Raw genomic sequence first — 23,894 nt, forward strand, 5'->3', positions numbered from 1 at the left:
ACGGAAATCCGGCGACAATTTGTCTGCCGAAGTTTCGCGCTTTTACCTTAATGGGCCGTCAAGGGCAACGACCGGCAGGAGATGTCCCGCCGGTCGTTGTATTTCGGCAACCAGCCTAGAGCCGGCCGAGGGCCTGCAGTTCGTGCAGCGCGGCGGCATCCCGGGCCGATACATCGGCGAACGCGGCGTCGGAGCCGACGTCGCCGGTGTAGCGCCACGAACGGGCACACTTGACCAGCCCGCGGCCATCCGCCTTCTCGACAACCACCGCCACGCCGGGAACCTCGCGCAAGGCGAAGGCATCGGCCGGGACGTCGCCATGCGAGATGACGAGATCGCTGGTGATGCTGATCTCGGCCAGATCGATGCCGTCGAGAGCATCCTCCAGCACCGCATCGGTCATGTAGACGACCGGCACGGCCTCCAGAGACGAACCGATGGTCTTCTTGGCGCGTTCGAGCTCAAGGGCACCGGTTACCACGCTGCGTACCTGGCGGACCTTGCGCCACTTCTCGGCCAACGCCTCATCACGCCAGGCAGCCGGCACCTCGGGGAACTGTTCGAGATGCACCGACTCGGACTGCGGATTGCGCTCGAGCCACGCCTCTTCGGTGGTGAAGGGCAGCATCGGTGCCAACCACTTGACCAGGCAGTTGAACAGTTCGCGCACAACATGGACGGCTGCCTTTCGGCGCACGCTCGATGGCGCGTCGCAGTAAAGCACGTCCTTGCGGATGTCGAAGTAGAAGGCCGACAGCTCGACGACCATGAAGTCAATCAGCGCACGGGTGATGCGCTTGAACTCGAAATCGTCATAGCCCTTGCGGACCAGGGCATCGAGTTCGGAGAGCCGGTGCAGCATCAGCCGCTCCAGCTCCGGCATGTCCGCCAGCGCAATCTCCTCGCCCTCGTCATGGGCCAGCGTGCCGAGCATCCAGCGGATGGTGTTGCGCAGCTTGCGGTAGGCGTCGATGTTGGTCTGCAGCACGTTCTTGCCGAGGCGCTGGTCTTCCCAATAGTCGGTGGTCATCACCCACAGGCGCAGGATATCGGCGCCCGACTGCTTCATGACGTCCTGCGGCACGACCGTGTTGCCGAGCGATTTCGACATCTTGCGGCCTTCCTCGTCCATGGTGAAACCATGGGTGACGACCGCCTTGTAGGGTGCGCGACCACGGGTGCCGCAGCTTTCGAGCAGCGACGAGTGGAACCAGCCGCGATGCTGGTCCGAACCCTCGAGATAGACGTCGGCCGGCCATTTGAGATCGGGGCGATCCTCAAGCGTAAACGCATGCGTCGAGCCCGAGTCGAACCAGACGTCGAGGATGTCCATGACCTGCTTCCACGCCTCGTTGGCGCGCGAACCGAGGAAGCGCTCGCGAGCACCCTCGGCGAACCAGGCGTCGGCACCTTCCTTCTCGAAGGCCTCGACGATGCGGGCGTTGACCGCCTCGTCCTTCAGCACATTGCCGTCGGCATCGGCGAAGATGGCGATCGGCACGCCCCAGGCGCGCTGGCGCGACAGCACCCAGTCCGGGCGTTCGGCAATCATGGCCCGCAGGCGGGTCTGACCGGCCTCCGGCACGAAGCGGGTGTCGTCGATGGCCTGCAGCGCGCGGCTGCGCAGTGTCGTGCCGTCGCCGAGCTGCTTGTCCATGTAGACGAACCACTGCGGCGTATTACGGAAGATGATCGGCTTCTTCGAGCGCCAGCTGTGGGGATAGCTGTGCTTGAGGCGGCCACGCGCGAACAGGGCGCCACGCTTGATCAGTTCGTCGATGACGGCCTTGTTGGCGTCGCCCTTCTTGCCGTGATCGTCGATGACGCGCGCAGGTCCGCCCTCGCGGTCCGGACCGAAGCCCGGAGCGTCCTTGGTATAATAACCGGCGTCATCGACCGGAAATGGCAGCTGGGTGTCGATGCCGCGCTTTTCCAGCTCGGCAACGGCATCCATCCAGGCGTCGAAATCCTCACGGCCATGGCTTGGCGACGTATGCACGAAACCGGTGCCGGCATCGTCGGTGACATGGTCGCCGGCGAGCATCGGAACGGCGAATTCGTAGCCGCCACCGAAACCTTCGAACGGATGGGAAAGCGTAAGACTTCCAAGCTCTTCGCCTGGCACGCTGCGAAGCAGATTCAACGTGACCTTGGCCTTGGTTGCCGCCTCTTCGGCAAGCGCTTCGGCGAAGATGAGCTTTTCGCCCGGCTGCGGACCAAAATCATTCTCGGCAGCGGTAACTTCGTAGACACCATAGCCGACGCGGGGCGAATAGTTGACCGCGCGGTTGCCGGGGATGGTCCAGGGCGTGGTCGTCCAGATGACGACATGCGCACCAGCCAGTGCATCCGACCCCGAAGCTACGGGGAATTTCACCCAGATCGTATCACTCTCGTAATCCTGGTATTCGACCTCGGCTTCGGCGAGTGCCGTGCGCTCGACAACCGACCACATCACCGGCTTCGAGCCGCGATAGAGCTGGCCCGACATGGCAAACTTCAGCAACTCGCCGGCGATGCGCGCCTCGGCATGGAAGTTCATGGTGGTGTAGGGATTGTCGAAATCGCCGATGACGCCGAGGCGCTGGAATTCCTCGCCCTGGACCTTGATCCAGCCGGCGGCAAACTCACGGCATTCCTTGCGGAATTCGTTGATCTCGACCTCGTCCTTGTTCTTGCCGGCGGCGCGGTACTTCTCCTCGATCTTCCACTCGATCGGCAGGCCATGGCAGTCCCAGCCCGGCACGTAGTTGGAGTCGTAGCCGCGCATCTGGAACGAACGGGTGATGACGTCCTTGAGGATCTTGTTCAGCGCGTGGCCGATGTGGATGTTGCCGTTGGCATAGGGCGGGCCGTCATGCAGCACGTACTTCTCGCGGCCGGCAGCACTTGCGCGCAAGCGCTTGTAGAGGTCCATCTTCTGCCAGCGGGCAACCGTCACCGGCTCCTTCTCGGGCAGGCCGGCGCGCATCGGAAACTCCGTCTGCGGCAAATAAAGGGTCTTGGAATAGTCGATCTTTGCGGACGTGTCGGTCATCTGTCTTGCCATCTTGCCCGGCAAATCTGCCACGGGCGTTCAACTGTCGTGATCTGGAAAAGGCGCTGTGCGGCGCGCAGGCAAAGTCGTCCCGGACTTGCGGACGCGTCAAAGCGCCCGGAAGGCCGGGCCCATAATTCGTATCGAAGTCGCGAAGACGGGCGCGAGAAATCTCATGGCCGCGCTTTTAGCGGAGGCGCGGCGCGGAATAAAGCGTCTAATTCGCCGGAACTCAAAGGTTGAAGTCGAAGCGGTAGCTGGTCGAGACGCCGATCGTCAGCTGGTCGCGCGAACCACGCTCCTTGACGATGGTCGAATCCGCCGCCGGGCCCATCAGGCGCGAATATTCGGTGAACAGGCTGGCAGTGACGTTGTCGGTGGCCTTCCAGGTGATCGCCCCGCCGATGCCGGCCGACTTCACACCACTGCCCGGATCATATGCAGTAATGCCGGAGGCCAGTGCCTCCTGCGCGCTGACGCCGTAATAGGCATCGAAATAATCGGCGGTGGCGAAAGACACGCGCGGCCCGCCGGAAACGCGGATCGTCGGTGTCACGTCGTGGAAAGCATCGACGGCGATGTCGGCGACAACGCCGCTATGCGCACGGATGCCGTGACGGACTTCGGCGCGGGCGCGCATCCAGTCGGTCGGATAGAATTCGAAGAAGCCGCCGACTTCGCCACCCCAGCGAACGTCGTGCAGCCCCTGGAGTTCGTCATCGGCATCGCGCCCGAAGATGATCTTGCCGTTGAGGCCGGCGCGCACGCCGCCGCTGTCGATCAATGCCAGCGAGATGTTGTCGTTGCGCGAGGAAAAGCGCGTCTCGCCACCAGCCTTGCCAAGCGAGATGATCGGCTGGGCGCTGAACATGTATTTCTTGGAGCCCTCGAAGCTGGGGGCGACCATGCCGGTGGCGCCGAGCGTCAGGTACCAGTCGCCCTTCATCCAACCAAAAGCGCCGCCTTCGCCTGCAAAAGCCGGACCAGCGACCAAGGCAAGCGCAGAGGCTGCCACAGAGAGACGAACGAAAGAAACCATCACAACCCCGCGTACACGAAACATACCTGTCAGGACACCCCGGATTTGCCGCAAGTTCGGTAAAATTTGATTTAAATTCTTGATCTCGCGCGAGGTTTTGCTGGTCGGCCGTGGACGAGAATGCTGGACGGACTCAACTGCCGGTACTAGCGTTCATGCATGGCCCACGGCCATGAATTGAAGACAGGCAACTTCAAGGAGAAGGGACCAATGGCTATTTCCGATCAAATGCCCGGCGGCGACGTGGCCGCGTTGCGCTCCAAATGGGGCTGGTTCGTGCTGTTGGGGGTCGCCCTGCTGGCAATCGGTTTCATTGCAGCAAGCAATCTCCTGACGGCCACGGTCGTGTCAGTGTTCTTCGTCGGTGCAATGATGATCGCCGCCGGCGTTGTCGAGATCATCCACGCGTTCGGCGTGAAAAGCTGGGGCAGCTTCTTCTGGTGGCTGCTCGGCGGCATCCTCTACGTCATTGCCGGCTGGCTCGCCTTCGTCAATCCGGTGCTGACGTCTGCGATCCTGACGCTGCTGCTGGCCGCCAGCCTCGTCGCGTCGGGACTGATGCGCGTCTGGATGGGCATCAAGGGCAGGTCTGTCCTCGGAAGCTGGGGCTGGATCGTCGCGGCCGGTGTCGTCACCGTGCTCGCCGGTCTCGTCATCGCCGCAGGCTGGCCGGTCAACAGCCTCATCATCCTCGGCATCTTCCTTGCCGTCGACCTGATGTTCCAGGGCATTGCCTACGTCGCCTTTGGCCTGGGCCTGAGGAAAGGCGCCTAGAAGGCCATCGCCCGATCAAGCTCGGAGAGGGGGCGTACGCCGGAGAGCAGCGCCCTCGCCTCGGCCTCGTCGCGCTTCATCTGAACGACAAGTGCGTCCAGGCCTTCGAACTTCACCTCGCCCCTGAGGTAACCGAAGAACGAGACCGAGGCGACCTCGCCGTAGAGGTCGCCGGAAAAGTCGAAGACGAAGGTTTCGAGCAGCGGCGCGAGATTGTCGCCCACGGTCGGCCGGCGGCCGAAGCTCGCCACGCCGTCATGCAGCGAGCCATCGGCCCGACGAAAGCGGACGGCATAGATGCCCTCCTTCAACCCGGCCTCGGCCGACAGCCGCATGTTGGCTGTCGGGAAACCCAGCGTGCGGCCCAGTTTCGCACCGCCCACGACCTCGGCTTCTACCGTATAGCGATAGCCGAGCAGACCGGCCGCCTCGGCCGCTTCGCCTTCGGCAAGCAGTTCGCGAATACGGCTCGACGAGATGATCTCGGTGCCTTCGTCGCGAAAGGCGTCGACCAGTGTCACGCCGAACCCATGGCGTTCGCCCGCCGCCATCAGGAAGGCCGGACCGCCCTGGCGGTTCTTGCCGAAGTGGAAGTCGAACCCCGTCACGACATGGCTGATGCCGAGTTGCCGCTCCAGAATGGTGGTGACGAAGTCCTCCGCCGAAAGACTGGAGAATTCACGCGTGAACGGCCGCTCGATGACGGCGGCGAAGCCGAGCGCCTCGATCAGCCGCGCCTTGACATGCGGCGGCGTCAACACGAACAGCGGCAAGTCGGGCCGGAACACCTTGCGCGGGTGTGGCTCGAAGGTCAGTACCAAAGCGGGTACGTCGCGCTGGCGCGCCTCTTCCAGCGCGCGCTCCAGCACCGCCTGGTGGCCACGGTGGATGCCGTCGAAATTGCCGATGGCCACGACGCCGCCGCGCAGCCACTCCGGCACGGCTTCTTCACCTGCAACGCGGAGAAAGGCCTGTTCCATCGTATCGCCTACCGAAGCCTCGGAATGGTCGCCACCGGTGCGTAGCCGTGCTTGTCGAGAAACGCGGCAAGCTTGTCGGCATCGGGTGCCAGCGGATCGCCATAATCGCGGGCGTGAATGCCGCCCGAGACATAAAGCACGTCGACGCCGTTGTCCGCAGCGCCCTTGACGTCGGTGAACATGCCGTCGCCGATGGCCAGCGCCTCGGATGCCTTGACCTCGCGGCCCAGCACCTCGCCGGCAGCGGCGAGTGCAGCTTCGTAAATCGGCCGGTGCGGCTTGCCCGAAACCAGCGTGCGACCGCCGAGCTGGCCATAATCGCGCGCCAACGCGCCAGCGCACCAGATCAGCTCGTGGCCGCGCTCAACGACGATGTCGGGGTTGGCGCAGATGAACGGCAGGTTGCGGGCGCGGAGGCGGCGCAGCATCTCCGCATAGTCGTCAGGCGTTTCGGTCTCGTCGTCGAACAGCCCGGTGCAGACCACGACGGACGCTTCGAACTCCTCGACGAGATCGACGTCGAGCCCGTCATAGATCGGGTAGTCGCGCTCCGGCCCGATGTGAAAGACACGGCGCGGCCCCGAACGGATCAGGTCGCGCGTCACGTCGCCCGACGTGACGACACGGTCCCAGGCGGAAGCCGGCACGCCAAGGTTCGCCAACTGGGCGATGACACCGTCGCGCGGACGCGGCGCATTGGTGATGAGCACCACGGCCACCCCCTTCGCGCGCGCCGCCTCGAGTGCTGCGGCGGCCTCCGGGAAGGCGTGCACGCCATTGTGGATGACGCCCCAGACATCGCACAGCAAGGCCGAGTAGCGGCCTGTGAGCGCTTCGAGCGACGCGATTGATTGCGGCAAACCCGCCATTGTCTGTCCTTCGATCGTTCCCAAAGGGAGAGTTTTTGGCCGAACGGCCAGGCAGCCCGGAATTATCCGAACCAGCCTTGCCTGTCACCAGCTTTCGCGGCATCCCGTTCCGACACCGACGAAACCGCAATCCGCCGGCGGGCGGAATTGGTTATCGCTTTACTAAGCAGCCGCTCATATTTCTCGCAATTTAGAGAACCGCAAATTTAAGGATTTCATGAGATCGTCCCCAGGTTGAGCTTGGGGAAGCAATCCAATGATCCGCAAATTCCTGAAGGATACGCGCGGCAGCTATGCCATTTTGACGGTTGCCGCGATGGTGCCCATCATGGGCGCGCTGGCGCTGGCGATCGATTATGCGGAAGTGTCGCGACAGCGCGAGGTGGTGCGCAATGCCCTCGACGCCGCCGGCATGGCGGTGGCGCGGCGATTGCTCGACGGTTCGCCCGGGGAAACGCTGACGGACACCCAGTTGAAGGCCTATGCCGCCGATTTCTTCAACAGCAATCTCGGCTCAGTCAAACCCGCCAACGCCCCTCTGACGGTGACGCTGCCTACCAACAGCTTCGGCGGCGGCACCTTGGAGATGGAGGCAACGCTCAGGTACGACCCGTATTTCTTGCCTGCTGCTGCCGCACTGATCGGGAAGAGCAGCAGTGACCTCAATCTGAGTTTCGTCGTAAAATCAGGAATTCGTCTCAAGAACACCATCGAAGTCTCACTTGTCCTCGATAACTCTGGCTCGATGGACGAACTGGGATCCGGCACGGGCCAGAGGCGAATAGACCTTCTTAAGGCTGCCTCGAAACAACTCGTCGACAAGATGGCGGAGCAAGCTAGCGCCATGCGGCAGATCAACGAACCTGTCCGGTTCGGCGTGGTGCCGTTTGCCGCTTCGGTCAACATCGCGCCGGACACGGACAACAAGCCATGGCTGGACACGCTCGGCCTGTCACCTGTCCATCACGAGAATTTCGACTGGTCCTCAATGGTACAGGCCAACATGACCGCTGCGGACATTGCGCAAATTGGCAACCGCTTTGCCGAATACAGCGGCGGCGTGTGGCGCAAGCGCGGCAGCGGATGGGGCGAAACCCAAGGAGAGGCCCTCACGCGCTTCAGCCTCTACCAAGACATCATAGCTCAAACCGACAGGGAAGCGATTCCGAACACCAAACGTCGCGTGTGCAGAACCACCGTGAGCTCCACCAACGCCTGCAGCAAGTATACCGACGAACCGGAGTATCAATACACCGTCGCCCAATATACGAGCTGGCAGGGTTGCGTCGAAGCCCGCCCAGCGCCGTATAACAACGATGACACTCCAGCGACGGCTACCAACCCCGCCACTTTGTACGTCCCAATGTTCGCCCCTGATGAACCCAAGCATCTTTGGCGCGACGTGAACGACGACAATATTCTGGACCTGAATGGAGATACCTTCGGCTACAGGAACGACTGGTGGGCGGATTGGAAAAATAGCGACGCCACCTCCCGCCAGCGGGACATGCGGAAATATTTCCGGGTCAAGCCATTCGAGGCCTCCCCGGCAGGCGACGGATACGGCCCAAATTTTTCTTGCACGACGAACCCAATCACACCGCTGACGGACGTCAGCGACGCTGCCGGAAAAAAAGTAGTCAAGGATGCGATCGATGCCATGAAGCCCGGCGGGAACACCAACGTTCCCGAAGGAACGGCATGGGGATGGCGGGTCATTTCAAGCGGTGCGCCCTTCACCGAAGGACGTACCGATGGCCAAAGGGGCAATGACAAGGTGGTCATCGTGCTGACCGACGGTGCCAACACGTACAGCAACACGCCGAGCAGCAGCGACGGTGCAGGCAATGAATCGACCTATGCGGCATATGGCTATGCCGGCCAAAAATATAGCACGAGTGGCGTGACGCGCATCTTCAAGGACACCTCCAACGCCATAGGCAAGACCACCTTCACCACCAGCAATTATCAGGCGGCAATGGATGAACAGATGCAGAAAGTCTGTGCCAACGCCAAGGGTCCAACCGCACGCCAGGTAAATGGAACCGGCTCAGACAACGTCATTGTCATGACTGTTTCGCTGGACCTGAGCACGTCGAAGTCGAACGAGAAGAAGGCGATTGACGCACTCATGAACTGTGCATCCTATTCCCGCACGACCGTTGGCAAGAAGCTTTACTGGAATGCCACCGGCGCCAATCTGATGCAGGTCTTCAAGGAAATCGCGGACGAGCTGTCCAACCTGCGCATCGTCAGCTGACGCAATCAGCATCAACGACAAAAGGCGCCCTCCTCGCGGACGGGCGCCTTTTTCATGTCAATCCATATGCGCCGCCGGCGCGCCACCGGCTGTCGCCTGTGCCTTCGGCTTGCGCAACAGCAGAGCCAGCGGGATGGCGCAGAGCGAGACGATCATCATCAGCTTGAAGTCGTCGATGTAGGAGATCATCAGCGACTGGATGTTGACCAGGCCATCCACCTGCGACAGCGCGGCCGGGTTGCCGGCAGCAGCGCCGGGCGACAGCGCCATGAGGTTGGGGTTGAAGGGCGTGATGTTGGCCGACAATTCGGCGTGGTTGATCTGCACATTGCGGGTCAGCAGCACCGAGACGATGGAGATGCCGATCGACGAGCCAATGTTGCGGACGAGGCTGAACAGGCTCGCGGCATCGGTCCGGTGATGGGGCGCCAGGGTGGCGAACGCCACCGTCGACAGCGGCACGAACACCAGGCCCAACCCAAGCCCCTGCACGACCCCGGTCGAGACAATCAGGAAGGCGTCCATCTGCGGCGTGAAACCGGTCATGTAGTAGAGCGAGATCGCCGTCAGCAGCAGGCCAGCGACCACGAGATAGCGGGAGTCGACGATGCGCACGAGCCGCCCGACCAGCAACATCGAGATCATGGTGCCAACACCGCGGGGAGCCATGACAAGGCCCGTGGTGATCGTCGGGTAGCCATAGATGCGCGACAGCATCGGCGGCAGCAGCGCCAGGCTGGCGAGCAGGATCACGCCGATGACGAAGATGAACACCAGGCCGGTCACGAAATTGCGGTCGGTGAATATCTTCGGGTCGAGAAAAGTGTTCTGCGACATCGCCATGTGGACGGCGAAGACCCAGAAGCCGGTGATCGCGAGCCCAAGCTCGATCCAGATCTCGACAGCCGAGAACCAGTCGACTTCACCGCCGCGGTCGAGCATCAGCTGGAGCGCGCCGACGCCAAGGGACAGCATGGCGAAGCCGAAGAAGTCGAACCCGCGCAAGCGCTTCACCACAGCCGGCAGATAGGCTGCCGAGCCCATGAAGGCGACGATGCCCACCGGCAGGTTGATAAAGAACACCCAGCGCCAGTTGAAACTTTCGGTCAGCCAGCCGCCGAGCGTCGGGCCGATGATCGGCCCGACCATGATGCCGGCGCCCCACATGGCCATCGCCTGGCCGTGGCGCTCCTTGGGATTGATGTCGAGCAGGAAGGTCTGGCTCAGCGGCACGATCGCGGCGCCGAACACGCCCTGCAGGACGCGGAACAGCACCATCGATTCCAGGCTCCAGGCAACGCCGCAGAGCATCGACATGATGGTGAAGCCGACGACCGAAACGAGGAACAGCTCCTTGCGGCCGAAGCGATCGGACATCCAGCCGGTCAACGGCGTCATGATCGCGGCCGCGACGATGTAGGAAGTCAGCACCCAGTTGATGGTGTCCTGGGAGGCGCCGAGGTCGCCGATCATCGACGGCAGCGCGACATTGGCGATGGTGGTGTCGAGCACCTGCATCACCGTCGCGAGCATGATGGCGACGGTGATCAATCCGCGATGCGGCACATCGGTGAGAGACTTTGCGGCTGCCTGGCTCATTCGAACGACCCTTGGAACCTTGCGGCCGTCAACCGGCGACCGGAAAACCGGAGTGCCGGCCGCATGCGGCAGCCGGCACGATCCAGGACTTCATGCGCACCCTTGGCGGGCGTGTTATTCCGCGGCCACGGCGTGACCGAAGATGCTGCCAAAACCGCGCGAGACACCGGTATCGATCGACACGGTGGCGCTCATGCCCGTGCGCATGGCCAGCCCGCCGTCGGCGGTATCGACCTTGACGCGCACCGGGATGCGCTGGGTGACCTTGACCCAGTTGCCGGTGGCGTTCTGAGCCGGCAGCAGCGAGAACTCCGCGCCGGTGCCTGCACCGATCGCCTCGACCGTGCCGCGGAAGGTGCGGTCGGGATAGGTGTCGAGCACGATCTCGGCTTCCTGGCCCGGCTTCATGTGGGTCAGCTGCGTTTCCTTGAAATTCGCCTCGACCCAGGTGTCGCCGGTCTCGACCAGGCTGAACAGCGCGGTTCCCGCGCCGACATACTGGCCGATCTTGAAGGACGCAGCCTGCGACACCACGCCGTCGGCGGGCGCGCGCACCGTCGTCTGGGCCAGATCGAAGGCCGCCTTGTCGCGCGCTGCCAGAGCCGACAGCACCGTCGGATGCTGGTCGGCCTCGATTTCCGGGTTGCCGCCGAGCGCCGCCTTGGCGCTGACGATGCCCTGCACGGCAGCACTGTGCTGCTCCTGCGCCTTGTCGAGATCCATGCGGGCCTCGTCCAAGGACGACTTGGTGTTGACGCCCTTGGTGACCAGCCCGTCGCTGCGGTCGAACTGCGCCTGGGCATAGTCGAGGCCGCTGGCTGCGACGCGTTCCTGCGCCACGGCCTGGCTGTAGCCGGCACGAAGCTGCTCGACGTTGAGCCGCGCGGCGGCAAGTGCGGCATCGGCCTGGGCCAGCGCGATCCGGTAAGGTTCCGGATCGACCTCGAACAGCACGTCGCCGGCCTTCACTGCCGCATTGTCGGCGACGTCGACCTTGACGATCCGGCCCGCCGCTTCCGAGGCGATGTTCACCCTGGCCTGGCGCAGATTTGCGTTTTCGGTTTCCTGATAGCGACCGCCGGTCACCCAGAAATAGCCGCCTCCGACAACCAGGGCCAAGGGCAAGGCAGCCATCAGCACCATGCGTCCACGCTTCTTTGGCGCCGGTGCGGGCGCTGCCGCCGGCGGAAGCTGGGTTGCCGTCGCGAGTTCGACCTTTGCGCTGTCTTCGTTCACTTTCGCCACCGCGTTCATTTCGTCTTCTCTCTCAAACAATTCGCATCGGCGGGTTCGCCCGCGGAAAGGTTGTCGACTATGGTGCGCAAGGCACGGACCGTGGCGAGGCGCTCTTCAGTGGAGAGCCCGTTCAGCGCGCGCTCGTAGACCTCACCGGCTACGGCCTTGACCTTGGAGAAGGCCTCAAGCGCCTTCTCGGTCGGGAAAATCATGCGCACACGCCTATCGGAGGCACCTTGCCGGCGCTCGATCCAGCCGCCCTCCTCCATGCGGTCCAGAAGCCGCGACACGCTTATCGGCTCGATTTCGAGAAGCTCGGCAAGGCGCGCCTGCGCCACGCCCTCATCCTTGACCAGCCTGACCAGCAACCGCCATTGCGCCGCCGACAGGCCGAATTCGCTGCCGCGCTGCTCGAAATTGCGCCGCATCAGGCGCGCCGCGTCATGGATGAGGAAACCCAACCTCTCGATGCCTTCGTTTTTCATGAGCGGCATATATTATAAGCATGCTTACCATTCAAGACCTAATATAGCGCTTCGACATGGAGCTGCAGGTCGCCGGCGCGGCGATTAGGCCCCTGTTAATCACGTCCGCACATCGTCTACGAAAGGGGCCACACGCCACGGGACCTGTTGCATGCAAAACCCGCCGCCGAACCGGCGCTACATCCTGAAAGCCCTTGCCGGCATGAGCGCCATGGCCCCCTTGCCGCTCTGGGCCGCGCCCCTGCCGACGGTGGAGGAAGTTGCCTTCGACCCCGACATCCCTGCGCTGGGCAATCCGGTCGGCAACGTCACCGTAGTCGAGTACACGGACTACCAGTGCCCCTACTGCAAGCTGAGCTACATCGAACTGTCGAAAGTCATGGCCGAGGACGGCAACATCCGCGTCGTGATGCGCGACTGGCCGATCTTCGGGCAGGTTTCGCGCAATGCAGCGCTGCTTACGCTGGCATCGCACAGCCAGGGAGGTTACGCAGAGGCCGTGCAGACACTGATGACCGCCACCGAGCGCCTGACCTTTCGCAGCACCGCCACGCTTCTGAGCAATGCCGGCATCGATGTCGACCTGGCCCGGAACGAACTCGGCGCGCGACAGGATGTCTTCGTCAGCCTGCTGGCGCGGACCGAAGCGCAGGCAAAAGCCTTCCAGCTCAAGGGCACGCCAGGCTTCCTGATTGGCAAGGCACTCTACAAGCGCGGAATGACGGCCGACGACTTCCGCAAGGCGATCGCCCAGGCACGCGCTTAATTCGGTGAAATCTGGCTGTCGTGAAGCCGTCGTTCCCTTGACAGTAAAGGGGCGACGGACTATCTCACCGACACGTTAGCACTCGCCTGAAGTGAGTGCTAACCAAGTCCGGCCAGGCCGGACCGAGGGTTCTCAACAGTTCACCGAGGAAGTTCAAATGGCAAAGTCGAAGTTCCGCCCGCTTCATGACCGCGTGGTCGTTCGCCGGGTCGAATCCGAATCCAAGACCGCCGGCGGGATCATCATCCCCGATACGGCCAAGGAAAAGCCGCAGGAAGGCGAAATCGTCGCCGTCGGATCCGGCGCTCGCGACGAGGCCGGCAAGCTCGTCCCGCTGGACGTCAAGGCTGGCGACCGCGTGCTGTTCGGCAAGTGGTCGGGCACCGAAGTGAAGCTCAATGGCGAAGACCTTCTGATCATGAAGGAATCCGACATCATGGGCATCATCGGCTAATCGCCACCCATCCGCACCATCCAATCTGAAATTCGGGCCTCCAAGGCCCAACTAGGAGCTTAAAATGGCTGCCAAGGAAGTAAAATTCTCCCGCGACGCCCGCGAGCGCATGCTGCGCGGTGTCAACATCCTCGCTGACGCGGTCAAGGTGACCCTCGGCCCCAAGGGCCGCAACGTCGTCATCGACAAGTCGTTCGGCGCCCCGCGCATCACCAAGGACGGCGTCACCGTCGCCAAGGAAATCGAGCTTGAAGACAAGTTCGAGAACATGGGCGCCCAGATGGTCCGCGAAGTTGCTTCGAAGACCAACGACATCGCCGGCGACGGCACCACGACCGCGACCGTTCTGGCCCAGGCGATCGTTCAGGAAGGCCACAAGGCCGTTGCCGCCGGCATGAACCCGATGGACCTGAAGCGCGGCATCGACCTGGCCGTGGCCGAGGTCGTTACCCACCTCGTCAAGAGCTCGAAGAAGATCAAGACTTCGGAAGAAGTCGCCCAGGTCGGCACCATCTCGGCAAACGGCGAGAAGGAAATCGGCTCGATGATCGCGGAAGCGATGCAGAAGGTCGGCAACGAAGGCGTCATCACGGTTGAAGAAGCCAAGACCGCCGAGACCGAGCTTGAAGTCGTCGAAGGCATGCAGTTCGACCGCGGCTACCTCTCGCCCTACTTCGTCACCAACCCCGACAAGATGGTTGCTGACCTCGAGGACGCCTACATTCTCCTCCACGAGAAGAAGCTGTCGAACCTCCAGGCCATGCTGCCGGTCCTCGAAGCCGTCGTGCAGACCTCGAAGCCGCTGCTCATCATCTCGGAAGACGTCGAAGGCGAGGCCCTGGCCACGCTCGTCGTCAACAAGCTGCGTGGCGGCCTGAAGATCGCTGCCGTCAAGGCTCCGGGCTTCGGCGATCGCCGCAAGGCCATGCTGGAAGACATCGCCATCCTGACCGGTGGCCAGGTCATCTCGGAAGACCTCGGCATCAAGCTCGAGAACGTCGGCCTCAACATGCTCGGCCGCGCCAAGAAGGTGTCGATCTCCAAGGAGAACACCACCATCGTCGACGGCGCCGGCAAGAAGGCCGAGATCCAGGGCCGCGTTGCCCAGATCAAGCAGCAGATCGAAGAGACCACGTCGGACTACGACAAGGAGAAGCTGCAGGAACGCCTCGCCAAGCTGGCAGGCGGCGTTGCCGTCATCCGCGTCGGCGGTGCGACCGAGATCGAGGTCAAGGAGCGCAAGGACCGCGTCGACGACGCGCTGAACGCAACCCGCGCCGCTGTTGAAGAAGGCATCGTTCCCGGCGGTGGCGTGGCTCTGCTGCGTTCCTCGCTCGCCATCAAGGCGGCCGGCGAGAACTCCGACCAGGCCGCTGGCATCAACATCGTCCGTCGCGCTCTGCAGGCTCCGGCCCGCCAGATCGCTTCGAACGCTGGTGCTGAAGCTTCGATCGTTGCCGGCAAGATCCTCGAGAACAAGACGGCTACGTTCGGCTACAACGCCCAGACCGGCGAATATGGCGACATGATCGCCTTCGGCATCGTCGATCCGGTCAAGGTCGTTCGCACGGCTCTGCAGGACGCAGCCTCGGTTGCCGGCCTGCTGGTCACCACCGAAGCCATGATCGCCGAAGCTCCGAAGAAGGAATCGGCCGGCGGCATGCCGGGCGGTATGCCTGGCGGCGGCATGGGCGGCATGGGCGGCATGGATTTCTAATCCAGCTACCAAGCTCAAGCTTACGGAAAGGGCGCCTTCGGGCGCCCTTTTTCGTTGCTGAAAAGTTTTCAAAAAAACTGCTACGAGGCGGAACCTTTTCCGCCTGTCGACGTTTTGCGCTTGTCCGAGGCACGTCCGGATGGAGCAATCCTGAAGGAAAACCAAAGGACAAATAGGACGCCTCCAGCACTTCAACGGGTGCGGGAGGCGTTCTCTTACGTGCGCCCTAATCGTGTGCGCCCTATTCCGCCGCGGCAGCCACTTGGCCCGGAACGCCTGCACGACGGCGGATTTCGGCCGCGGCCCTGGCGATGTTGAGATTGTTTCGCAGCGCCAGCCTGCCGGCTTCGACCGTCAGGTCAACTTCGGCGACCGGCAGTTTCAGGCGAGTCGGAACCTGATTCAGCCTTGCGCGCATCCCGGCGTCGACGTCGTGAAACGAAACCAGCTCGATCACCAGCTCGACGTCCCGGCAATTCCAGCCCGTCAGGTCGCCGCGAAGCGTGCGCACTTGCGACAGCGACAGGCCGCAGCGGTAGCGCACCAGTTCGTCTTTCCAATTGTCGGTCGCGAGCTTGAGCGCGTCGAATTCGTTGCGAACCAATGACGAGATGGTCGTGCCTGCCGCGGCATCGAGCAAGGGCCCGACGCTCGGCCCGCTGACCGTCTCGCCCCATGTGACCGTGGTCGACTGGCCGGCATCGGCCACCACGAACATGAAGGTGCGCAGTTTCACCGCATCCGCCGGAGACAACGGCCCATAAGGCGTCTGCGCCGACAGGCGCTCGATGGTGAAGCCGGTTACGCCGATATTGTCGGTCAGGCCACCGTCGAGGAGCTTCACATAATCGAGGTCGTCGGCCTTCTGATAGCTCTGGAGCGCGCGGGCATAGGACCGCAGGCGCAGCGAAGCGCCGGGCGTATCGAGCGCCTTGGACAGCCATTCGGGCTGGGTGTAGTTGCAGTCCGGGTTCGTTGCCGCCACCACGAGCGGGGCAAAGACCACCGGCACCGCCGCCGATGCCGCAACCGCGTCCGACAAGCGGACCTTTTCAAGGTCGCTGCAAAGCGCGGCAAAGGTGTCATAAGTGAACAGGAACGGCGTGCGATTGAAGATGTCCGAGGCATTGATCCACACCACCGGCGCATCCGTCCGGTCGAGAGCAGCGAACGTCGCCCCGTCGAACAGGTTGTCGTCGAGCCAGCGCGGGAAGCCGTGGCGGTCGTTGACGCCGCCACCGTAGGCGCGAGCCAGGTTGAACGGCGAAATACTGGTGCGCAGATAGGCCTCGGCGTCCTTGACGAGAAACCGCTCTCGGAAGTCGCCGTAGCCGTCCCTGCCCTTGTAGCCGAAATAGGTCGCCGTTACCGCGCCGCCCGACGCGCCCGAGATCATCCTGATGTCGTCGACCAGGGTTCGTCTTTCTGGCTGAAGGTCGACGACCATCTCGTCGAGTTCACGCAGCACGCCATAGGCAAAAGCGGCGGCCCTGGTTCCGCCGCCGGAAAACGCAAGGCCGACGACGGTCGAACCGTCATCGGAGGCCTCGGGAATGAACTCTGCGGAAGAGCGGCCAACGGTGGACATAAGCTCGTTGATGGGGCCGACATCGTTGCCGACACAAGCGGCCGACAGCGAAGCGCAGGCAAGCGCAAGAGCAGCATTCAGAATTCGCACGCCATCCCCCGGCAAGCTTGCGCAATAAAGCGAAGAGCTTAGCCGCATTGGCGGCAGGCAGCAATTTGACCGCGGGCAAAAGAAACAAAAGCCCTCTTGCGCTACCCGACCAGCGTTGGATGCGAAGGGCGTGCCCACCCGTACTGACAGCGCATTTGGCCCAACCGGGGTGGCAAACCGCCCTCCTGTTCTACCTTAAAACCGAGGCCTCGGCCTTTGAACCGATTAGCTTTCCCGGGCGGCCCAATCTCCGCTTGATGCCTTGGGTGCAACGCGATAGGCCGATGCCCGCAACGACATTTTCGGAGACCTGATCGTGACAGCCCAGAAGACCAGAACCGAGACCGACACATTCGGACCGATCGAGGTCGCTTCCGACCGCTATTGGGGCGCGCAGGCGCAACGCTCTCTGGGCAATTTCAAGATCGGCTGGGAAAAGCAGCCGCTGTCGGTCGTGCGCGCGCTCGGCATCGTCAAGCGCGCCTGCGCCGAGGCGAACATGGCGCTGGGCCGCCTCGACCCCAAGGTCGGCAACACCGTGGTCGCCGCCGCCCAGGAAGTCATCGACGGCAAGCTCAACGACCACTTCCCGCTCGTCGTCTGGCAGACCGGTTCGGGCACCCAGTCGAACATGAACGCCAACGAGGTGATCTCCAACCGCGCCATCGAAATGCTGGGCGGCGAGATGGGCTCGAAGAAGCCGGTCCATCCCAACGACCACGTCAACATGAGCCAGTCGTCGAACGACACCTATCCGACGGCCATGCACATCGCCTGCGCCGAGCGCATCGTCCACGACCTGTTGCCGGCGCTGAAGCACCTGCATGCCGCCCTCGACAAGAAGGCGCGCGAATTCGACCACATCATCAAGATCGGCCGCACCCATACCCAGGATGCGACACCGCTGACGCTGGGCCAGGAGTTCGGCGGCTATGCGGCGCAGGTCGCTTCGTCAATCAAGCGCATCGAACTGACCTTGCCGGGCCTGCAGGAACTGGCCCAGGGCGGCACTGCCGTCGGCACCGGCCTCAACGCGCCGATCGGCTTCGCCGAGAAGGTGGCCGAGCAGATCGCCGCCATCACCGGCCTGCCCTTCGTCACCGCGCCTAACAAGTTCGAGGCGCTTGCGGCGCATGACTCGATGGTCTTCTCGCACGGCGCCATCAATGCGGCAGCCGCCTCGCTGTTCAAGATCGCCAACGACATCCGCTTCCTCGGCTCGGGCCCGCGCTCGGGTCTCGGCGAACTGGCACTGCCAGAGAACGAGCCGGGCTCGTCGATCATGCCGGGCAAGGTCAATCCGACCCAGTGCGAAGCGTTGACCCAGGTCTGCGTGCAGGTGTTCGGCAACAATGCGGCGCTGACCTTCGCCGGCAGCCAGGGCCATTTCGAGCTCAACGTCTACAATCCCGTCATGGCCTACAACTTCCTGCAGTCGGTTCAGCTGATGGCCGACGCGGCGGTGTCGTTCACCGACAACTGCGTCGTCGGCATCGAGGCGCGCGAGGACAACATCAAGGCCGCCCTCGACCGTTCGCTGATGCTGGTGACCGCGCTCGCACCGACCATCGGCTACGACAACGCCGCCAAGATCGCCAAGACCGCGCACAAGAACGGCACCACGTTGCGCGAGGAGGCGCTCGCTACCGGCCTCGTCAGCGCCGAGGACTACGATCGCATCGTCCGTCCGGAGGACATGACCCGGCCGGGCTGAGGCGAGAAAGCAAAATCGTTCCGATCGTGAACGATCTGTCGACACTTTCGCACCTTTAGTGAACAGTCGAAATCGCATAGGTGTGGGGCATCGAGTTTCAACGGAGCCCCACCCCATGTCCAACGCTTCCATCGCTTCCGAAAAGGCCGTCAGCGGCAACGCCTCGGCCCTCATCCTCGCAGGCCGCGTCCTGCTCTCGGTCATCTTCATCCTCGCCGGCTTTGCCAAGCTGACCGCCATTTCCGGCACTGCCGGCTGGTTCGCCAGCATCGGCCTGCCGGTACCGACCGTCACGACCGTCGTCGTCGGCCTGCTCGAGCTGGTCGGTGGCATCGCCATCCTGGTCGGCTTCCAGACCCGCATCGCCGCCATCCTGCTCGGCGTCTTCACGCTGGCCGCAACCGCCATCGCCCACACCGACTTCGCTGACCAGGTCCAGGTCATGTTCCTGCAGAAGAACCTGGCAATCGCCGGCGGCCTGTTCGTGCTCGCAGCCTTTGGCGCCGGCGCGCTGTCGATCGACGCCCGCCGCAAGTAAGTTTCAAGAATTCCTCCCAAGGAATGGCCCGGGCTCGTCCCGGGCTTTTTTGTGCGCAAATTGCGTGGCGGCGCGATGTGATGACTTTGCGAACATGCGGGCGCATTGTCGGCGGACCATCGAGAGTGCGCCAATGCTCGGAAACGTGTCGTTGCTGCTTGCGAGGCTGTTGATCGCTGCACTTTTCGTGCCGGCGGGCATCAGCACCTTGTCCAATGTCGCCGGTGCCGCCAGCTACTTTGCCGGACTTGGCTTTCCCCTGCCGACACTTGTCGCATTGGGTGTCGGCCTGTTCGAGCTGGTCGGCGGCGCGCTGGTCCTGATCGGCTTCCAGACGCGCATTGCAGCACCTCTGCTCGCTGCGTTCGCGCTATCGGCGGGTTTCGTCGGCCACTACGGCCAAGGCGGCGGCGACCCGGCCATGCTTTTCATGCACCAGCAGGCGCTGATGAAGGACATCGCCACGGCGGGCGGATTGCTGGCGTTGTCGGTCGCAGGCGCCGGGGCGATCTCGCTCGATCGCATGCTTCAACGCCAGGCTATTTGACCGGCGTACTCGGCCCATCCTCGACCGCCAGCACCAGCTTGCGGCCAGTGACCTTGGCGAGCTGTGCGAGGCGGCCGGCCGGACGTTCGCCATAAAGCTGACCGAATTCCGCGGGGATGACGAGTGCCAACACGCCCCCGCCCCTGTCTTCCCAGCGCAGCTTGGGCATGACGCCCGGCATCGAGGCCGAGAGCAGATAGACCACGCGCATCATCGCACCGAGGATGCGGGCGCGTTCGAGATAGCGCGGCGTCGCCAGTTCCTTCAGCTCGGGCGCGAAGCTGTCGTTGAAGACGCCGTCATGCCGGAACAGATTTGCCAGGGCCAGAAATGCCCGGCCGGGATGGTCGACGCCGATGAACGACGCGTGGGCGATGATGTTGAGCGATTGGCGTCCCCGGTATTCGGGATGGGCGCGCCAGCCAATGTCGGCGAGCAGGCAGGCGGCATGGCGATACCGCGCTTCCTCCTCGGTCTCTTCGATGCCGAAAGCGGCAAAGGCCTGCTTGGTCCACTCGGTCAGCTCACGGGCATGGCGCACCGAACGCGCGCGCAGCACCGCCAGTTCTTCGGCGGCCGAGATCAGTGGGTCGGAGCGGCGTTCTTCCTCATCGAGCAGCGAAAACAGAAAGCCCTCGCGGACACCCAGCGCCGAAACGACGATCTTGGACGGCTCCATCGCGGCGATGATTTCCAGAAGCACCACGGCACCGTAAGGCAGCAAGGAGCGGCGGTTCTTCGACACGCCCTCGATGCCCTTGAGCTTTTCGACGTCGCCGCGCGCCACCTGCTTGAGGAACGGGATCATACTGGTCGGGTCGAGCTGGTAGTGATGCATGACTTCCAGCGGATAGTTGGTCACGCCCATGTGCAGCCGGGCGAGGTTTCGCCAGGTGCCGCCGACGGCATAGAACGTCCTGCCCTGCCCGCCCTTGAGCAACTTGGCGCGCATCATCTCGGTGCGGGCGATCTTGGCCGCCATGACGGGCGAACCCTTGGCCATGTCCTGGAGACGCAGTCCGCCGAGCGGGAGCGTGATGCCGTCGCCGATGTCCTCGCCCCTGACATCGACCAGTTCGAGACTGCCGCCGCCAAGATCGCCGGCGATGCCATCAGCGGCATGGAATGCCGACATGACGCCCATGGCCGAGAAGTGCGCTTCCTCGCGGCCTGTGAGCACCTGGATCTCGGTACCGAGCACGCGCTCCGCACGCTCGATGAAATCCGGGCCGTTGACGGCCTCGCGGGCGGCGGCGGTCGCCAGCACATACATCTTCTCCGCGCCTGCCTGCTCGGACAGCGCGCGAAAGCGCCTGAACTCCTCCATCGAGCGGGTCACGCCCTCAGGATCGAGCTTGCCGGTCGAAACGATGCCGCGACCGAGGCCGGCGAGCATCTTTTCGTTGAACAACAGCGTCGGCGAGCGCGCCAGGCCCTCATAGACGACGAGACGTATGGAGTTCGAGCCGATATCGATGATCGACAGCGGTCGGCGGTCCTTGAGCCGGCCCTGCGAAAGCTCGGCCATCAGCTGGCCGCAGCCTCCGCCTTCTTGCGACGTTTGAATTGCGCAATGCGTTTGGGAGCATGGGACTTCAGCGCGTCACCCCGTCCGGACAGGCTCGGATTGGTCATGAAATATTCCTGCGCGTTGAATGGCTCTTCGCCCTCGTCCAGCGTCACCCGACGCGAGGTACCATCCGCCAATACTTCGAAACTTTGCTGGTTGTCCATGATATTTCCCAGCATCACCTGGCCAAGCACCTGCTCGTGGACAGTGGAATGCGTGGCAATCGGGACCATGCATTCGACACGGCGGTCGAGGTTGCGCGGCATCAGATCGGCCGAGCTGATGTAGACCACAGCCTCGTCCGAAGGCAGGCCATGGCCGTTGCCGAAGCAGTAGATGCGGCTGTGCTCGAGGAAGCGGCCGACGATCGAACGAACGCGGATGTTCTCCGACAGTCCGGGCACCTGCGGCCTCAGGCAACAGATGCCGCGCACCACGAGATCGATCTCGACGCCGCTTCGGCTGGCATCATAGAGCGCATCGATCACGTCAGGATCGACGAGCGAGTTCATCTTCATCCAGATCTGCGCGGGCCGGCCGGCGCGGGCATGCTCGACCTCGTCGGCAATGTGCTTGAGGATGCGGCTGCGCAGCGTATAGGGCGACAACGCGATGCACATCTCGTCCGCCGGCTCGGCGTAGCCGGTGATGAAATTGAAGATCTGAGCCACGTCGCGCGCGATCGCCGAATCGGTGGTGAAGAACGACAGGTCGGTGTAGATGCGCGCGGTGATCGGGTGGTAGTTGCCGGTGCCGAGATGAACGTAGTTGCGCAGGCGGCCGTCCTCACGGCGCACCACCAACGACATCTTGGCGTGCGTCTTGAGCTCCAGGAAGCCAAACACGACCTGTACGCCAGCGCGCTCGAGATCGCGCGCCCAGCGGATATTCGCCTCCTCGTCGAAGCGAGCCTTGAGCTCGACAAGTGCCGTCACCGACTTTCCCGCCTCGGCAGCGTCGACCAGGGCGCGCACGATCGGGCTGTCGTTCGACGTGCGGTAGAGCGTCTGCTTGATCGCCACCACCTCGGGGTCGATCGCCGCCTGACGCAGGAACTGCACCACCACGTCGAAGGATTCGTACGGGTGGTGGACGACGAAGTCCTTTTCCCGGATGGCCGCGAAACAGTCGCCGCGATGCTCGCGGATACGCTCGGGGAAACGTGGATTGAAGGGCGGGAACTTGAGGTCGTCGCGCGGAACGGCGACGATTTCGGAGATCTGGCTGATTGCCAGCGGGCCGCTGAGGACGCTGACTCGGCTCGCCGACACGCCCAGTTCGCCGGCGACGAAGTCGCGAAGTTCGGACGGCATCTGGCTGTCGAACTCGATACGGATGACCGAACCGCGGCGGCGGCGCTTGAGTGCAGTCTCGAACAGCCGAACCAGATCCTCGGATTCTTCCTCGACCTCGATATCGCTGTCTCGAATGATCTGGAACGTGCCCGATCCCTTGACCTCGTAGCCGGGGAAGAGCTTGCCGATGAACAGGTTGACCGTTTCCTCGATCGGAATGAAGCGAACCGTGCGCTTGCGATCCGGCAGGCGGATGTAGCGCTTGAGCGCCACCGGCAGGCGCAGCAGCGCCGTCATCTCCTCGCCGCTCTTGCGATGGCGCAACTGGAGCGCGATCGAGAAACCAAGATTGGGAATGAACGGGAACGGATGCGCCGGATCGATCGACAGCGGCGTCAAGACCGGAAAGATCTGCTCCATGAAGTGGTCCTCCAGCCACTTCTTTTCGTCCTTGCCGAGGTCGGCTGCGGCGATGCTTTCGATGCCTTCGAGCTTGAGCAGTTCCATCAGGCTCGACAGGCTCTTCTGCTGGTCTTCCTGGAGACGCTCGACCTCGAGCAGAAGTTGATTGAGTTGCTGCTCGGGGGTGCGGCCATCGGCACTGCGGACGGTGATGCCTTCGCGCACCTGGCCGGCAAGGCCGGCGACGCGAACCATGAAGAACTCGTCGAGATTGCCGGCCGAGATCGACAGGAAGCGAACGCGCTCCAGCAGCGGGTGGTTCGGATTTTGCGACTGTTCGAGCACGCGCCGGTTGAACTGCAACCAGGAGAATTCCCGATTGACGAAGCGGTCGGGATTGCCGTCGACTGCGCCGGTCGGCGACTTGTCATTGACGAAATCGGTATGGACCGGCTTCAACTGATTCATATGCAAACCTTCCCCACTGCCGCGTTCCGCCGCTTATCCGGCTCAACTTATCCTCTGACAGGCAATTGCGACAGTTTCATTTCAGCATCTTGCAAACCCGTCGCTTATGATACAAACGCTGTCGAATAACGGCGTCGCGCGCCCTGTGGACGCGCCGAAGACGTCTTGGCATTCATGCGCGCAGTTCCTCAGAAGGGAAAAACACCATGGCCGGCGGCTCCATCCCCCACTTCCAGAACGATGCTGGACATGCCGTGATCGAAATCGGCGTGAAGGAATTCATGTGCGTCGGCGCCAACCCGCCCTTCGACCATCCGCATGTCTTCCTCGACATGGGTGCGGATGCCGAGAAGGTCTGCCCCTACTGCTCGACGCTCTATCGCTACTCGTCCAAGCTGAAGGCCACAGAGACGCTACCGCAAGGTTGCCTCTACGTGGTCGACCGCGCAGCCTGACCCGCAAGCCG

19 protein-coding genes are annotated in these 23,894 nt (G+C 63.1%); 9 read left to right on the forward strand and 10 right to left on the reverse strand.

Features of this window, described 5'->3' with window-relative positions:
- Window positions 1–115: 115 nt before the first annotated feature.
- Together ileS and GGR00_RS04600 are read right to left on the reverse strand one after the other, a co-directional pair.
- Entirely contained in the window at window positions 116–3,037 is a 2,922-nt protein-coding gene (ileS, locus tag GGR00_RS04595; RefSeq protein ID WP_184698254.1) for an isoleucine--tRNA ligase, read from the reverse strand.
- A gap of 232 nt (window positions 3,038–3,269) precedes the next feature.
- Window positions 3,270–4,076 carry a MipA/OmpV family protein gene (locus GGR00_RS04600; protein WP_184698256.1) on the reverse strand — a complete coding sequence of 269 codons (807 nt, stop codon included), beginning with the start codon at window positions 4,074–4,076 and terminating at the stop codon, window positions 3,270–3,272.
- Window positions 4,077–4,286: 210 nt separating this feature from the next.
- Between GGR00_RS04600 and GGR00_RS04605 the strand changes: the two genes are divergently transcribed.
- A complete protein-coding gene (locus GGR00_RS04605; RefSeq protein WP_055978887.1) occupies window positions 4,287–4,850 on the forward strand; it encodes an HdeD family acid-resistance protein in 564 nt (187 codons plus the stop codon).
- Here the strand turns inward: GGR00_RS04605 and GGR00_RS04610 are convergent.
- Both GGR00_RS04610 and GGR00_RS04615 read right to left on the reverse strand, forming a co-directional pair.
- The gene (locus GGR00_RS04610) at window positions 4,847–5,830 is read right to left on the reverse strand and encodes a bifunctional riboflavin kinase/FAD synthetase (RefSeq protein WP_184698258.1); all 984 of its coding nucleotides are present in this window, start codon (window positions 5,828–5,830) and stop codon (window positions 4,847–4,849) included. The genes GGR00_RS04605 and GGR00_RS04610 overlap by 4 nt on opposite strands.
- 8 nt (window positions 5,831–5,838) lie before the next feature.
- A complete protein-coding gene (locus GGR00_RS04615; protein WP_184698260.1) occupies window positions 5,839–6,699 on the reverse strand; it encodes a TIGR01459 family HAD-type hydrolase in 861 nt (286 codons plus the stop codon).
- 256 nt (window positions 6,700–6,955) lie between these two features.
- Here GGR00_RS04615 and GGR00_RS04620 point away from each other — a divergent pair, with 256 nt between their 5' ends.
- The gene (locus GGR00_RS04620) at window positions 6,956–8,959 is read left to right on the forward strand and encodes a TadE/TadG family type IV pilus assembly protein (RefSeq protein WP_184698262.1); all 2,004 of its coding nucleotides are present in this window, start codon (window positions 6,956–6,958) and stop codon (window positions 8,957–8,959) included.
- Between the two features lie 57 nt (window positions 8,960–9,016).
- On the opposite strand, the gene GGR00_RS04625 is transcribed toward GGR00_RS04620, so the two are convergent.
- From GGR00_RS04625 to GGR00_RS04635, 3 genes are all read right to left on the reverse strand, one after another.
- Window positions 9,017–10,558, reverse strand: a complete 1,542-nt coding sequence (locus tag GGR00_RS04625; RefSeq protein WP_184698264.1) for a DHA2 family efflux MFS transporter permease subunit — start codon at window positions 10,556–10,558, stop codon at window positions 9,017–9,019.
- Window positions 10,559–10,672: 114 nt separating this feature from the next.
- Window positions 10,673–11,812: an HlyD family secretion protein gene (locus GGR00_RS04630; RefSeq protein WP_184698266.1), complete on the reverse strand. Its 1,140-nt coding sequence runs from the start codon at window positions 11,810–11,812 to the stop codon at window positions 10,673–10,675.
- A complete protein-coding gene (locus tag GGR00_RS04635) occupies window positions 11,809–12,279 on the reverse strand; it encodes a MarR family winged helix-turn-helix transcriptional regulator (protein WP_055979268.1) in 471 nt (156 codons plus the stop codon). Before GGR00_RS04635 ends, GGR00_RS04630 begins: the two co-directional genes overlap by 4 nt.
- Window positions 12,280–12,430: 151 nt before the next feature.
- Here GGR00_RS04635 and GGR00_RS04640 point away from each other — a divergent pair, with 151 nt between their 5' ends.
- The 3 genes from GGR00_RS04640 (at window position 12,431) to groL (ending at window position 15,216) form a co-directional block, all read left to right on the forward strand.
- Complete coding sequence (locus GGR00_RS04640) at window positions 12,431–13,045, forward strand: thioredoxin domain-containing protein (RefSeq protein WP_184698268.1); 615 nt, start codon at window positions 12,431–12,433, stop codon at window positions 13,043–13,045.
- Between the two features lie 157 nt (window positions 13,046–13,202).
- Entirely contained in the window at window positions 13,203–13,499 is a 297-nt protein-coding gene (gene groES / locus GGR00_RS04645) for a co-chaperone GroES (RefSeq protein WP_018427182.1), read from the forward strand.
- 64 nt (window positions 13,500–13,563) lie between these two features.
- Window positions 13,564–15,216: a chaperonin GroEL gene (gene groL, locus GGR00_RS04650; protein WP_184698270.1), complete on the forward strand. Its 1,653-nt coding sequence runs from the start codon at window positions 13,564–13,566 to the stop codon at window positions 15,214–15,216.
- Between the two features lie 241 nt (window positions 15,217–15,457).
- On the opposite strand, the gene GGR00_RS04655 is transcribed toward groL, so the two are convergent.
- Window positions 15,458–16,894, reverse strand: coding sequence for a patatin-like phospholipase family protein (locus tag GGR00_RS04655; RefSeq protein WP_377863385.1), 1,437 nt, complete (start codon window positions 16,892–16,894; stop codon window positions 15,458–15,460).
- Window positions 16,895–17,210: 316 nt separating this feature from the next.
- On the opposite strand from GGR00_RS04655, the gene fumC reads away from it, so the two are divergent.
- The 3 genes from fumC (at window position 17,211) to GGR00_RS04670 (ending at window position 19,693) form a co-directional block, all read left to right on the forward strand.
- Complete coding sequence (gene fumC / locus GGR00_RS04660; protein WP_055978863.1) at window positions 17,211–18,608, forward strand: class II fumarate hydratase; 1,398 nt, start codon at window positions 17,211–17,213, stop codon at window positions 18,606–18,608.
- A gap of 115 nt (window positions 18,609–18,723) precedes the next feature.
- Window positions 18,724–19,146, forward strand: coding sequence for a DoxX family protein (locus tag GGR00_RS04665; RefSeq protein ID WP_055978860.1), 423 nt, complete (start codon window positions 18,724–18,726; stop codon window positions 19,144–19,146).
- 133 nt (window positions 19,147–19,279) lie between these two features.
- Window positions 19,280–19,693: a DoxX family protein gene (locus GGR00_RS04670; protein WP_055978857.1), complete on the forward strand. Its 414-nt coding sequence runs from the start codon at window positions 19,280–19,282 to the stop codon at window positions 19,691–19,693.
- Here the strand turns inward: GGR00_RS04670 and ppx are convergent.
- Window positions 19,686–21,221: an exopolyphosphatase gene (ppx, locus tag GGR00_RS04675; RefSeq protein ID WP_055978855.1), complete on the reverse strand. Its 1,536-nt coding sequence runs from the start codon at window positions 21,219–21,221 to the stop codon at window positions 19,686–19,688. The genes GGR00_RS04670 and ppx overlap by 8 nt on opposite strands.
- Window positions 21,221–23,428 carry an RNA degradosome polyphosphate kinase gene (locus tag GGR00_RS04680; RefSeq protein WP_055978852.1) on the reverse strand — a complete coding sequence of 736 codons (2,208 nt, stop codon included), beginning with the start codon at window positions 23,426–23,428 and terminating at the stop codon, window positions 21,221–21,223. Before GGR00_RS04680 ends, ppx begins: the two co-directional genes overlap by 1 nt.
- A 206-nt stretch (window positions 23,429–23,634) precedes the next feature.
- On the opposite strand from GGR00_RS04680, the gene GGR00_RS04685 reads away from it, so the two are divergent.
- Window positions 23,635–23,883, forward strand: coding sequence for a zinc-finger domain-containing protein (locus GGR00_RS04685; RefSeq protein WP_055978849.1), 249 nt, complete (start codon window positions 23,635–23,637; stop codon window positions 23,881–23,883).
- Window positions 23,884–23,894: the final 11 nt, after the last annotated feature.

Origin of the sequence: Aminobacter aganoensis (assembly GCF_014206975.1) — a bacterium.
Classification (GTDB): domain Bacteria; phylum Pseudomonadota; class Alphaproteobacteria; order Rhizobiales; family Rhizobiaceae; genus Aminobacter; species Aminobacter aganoensis.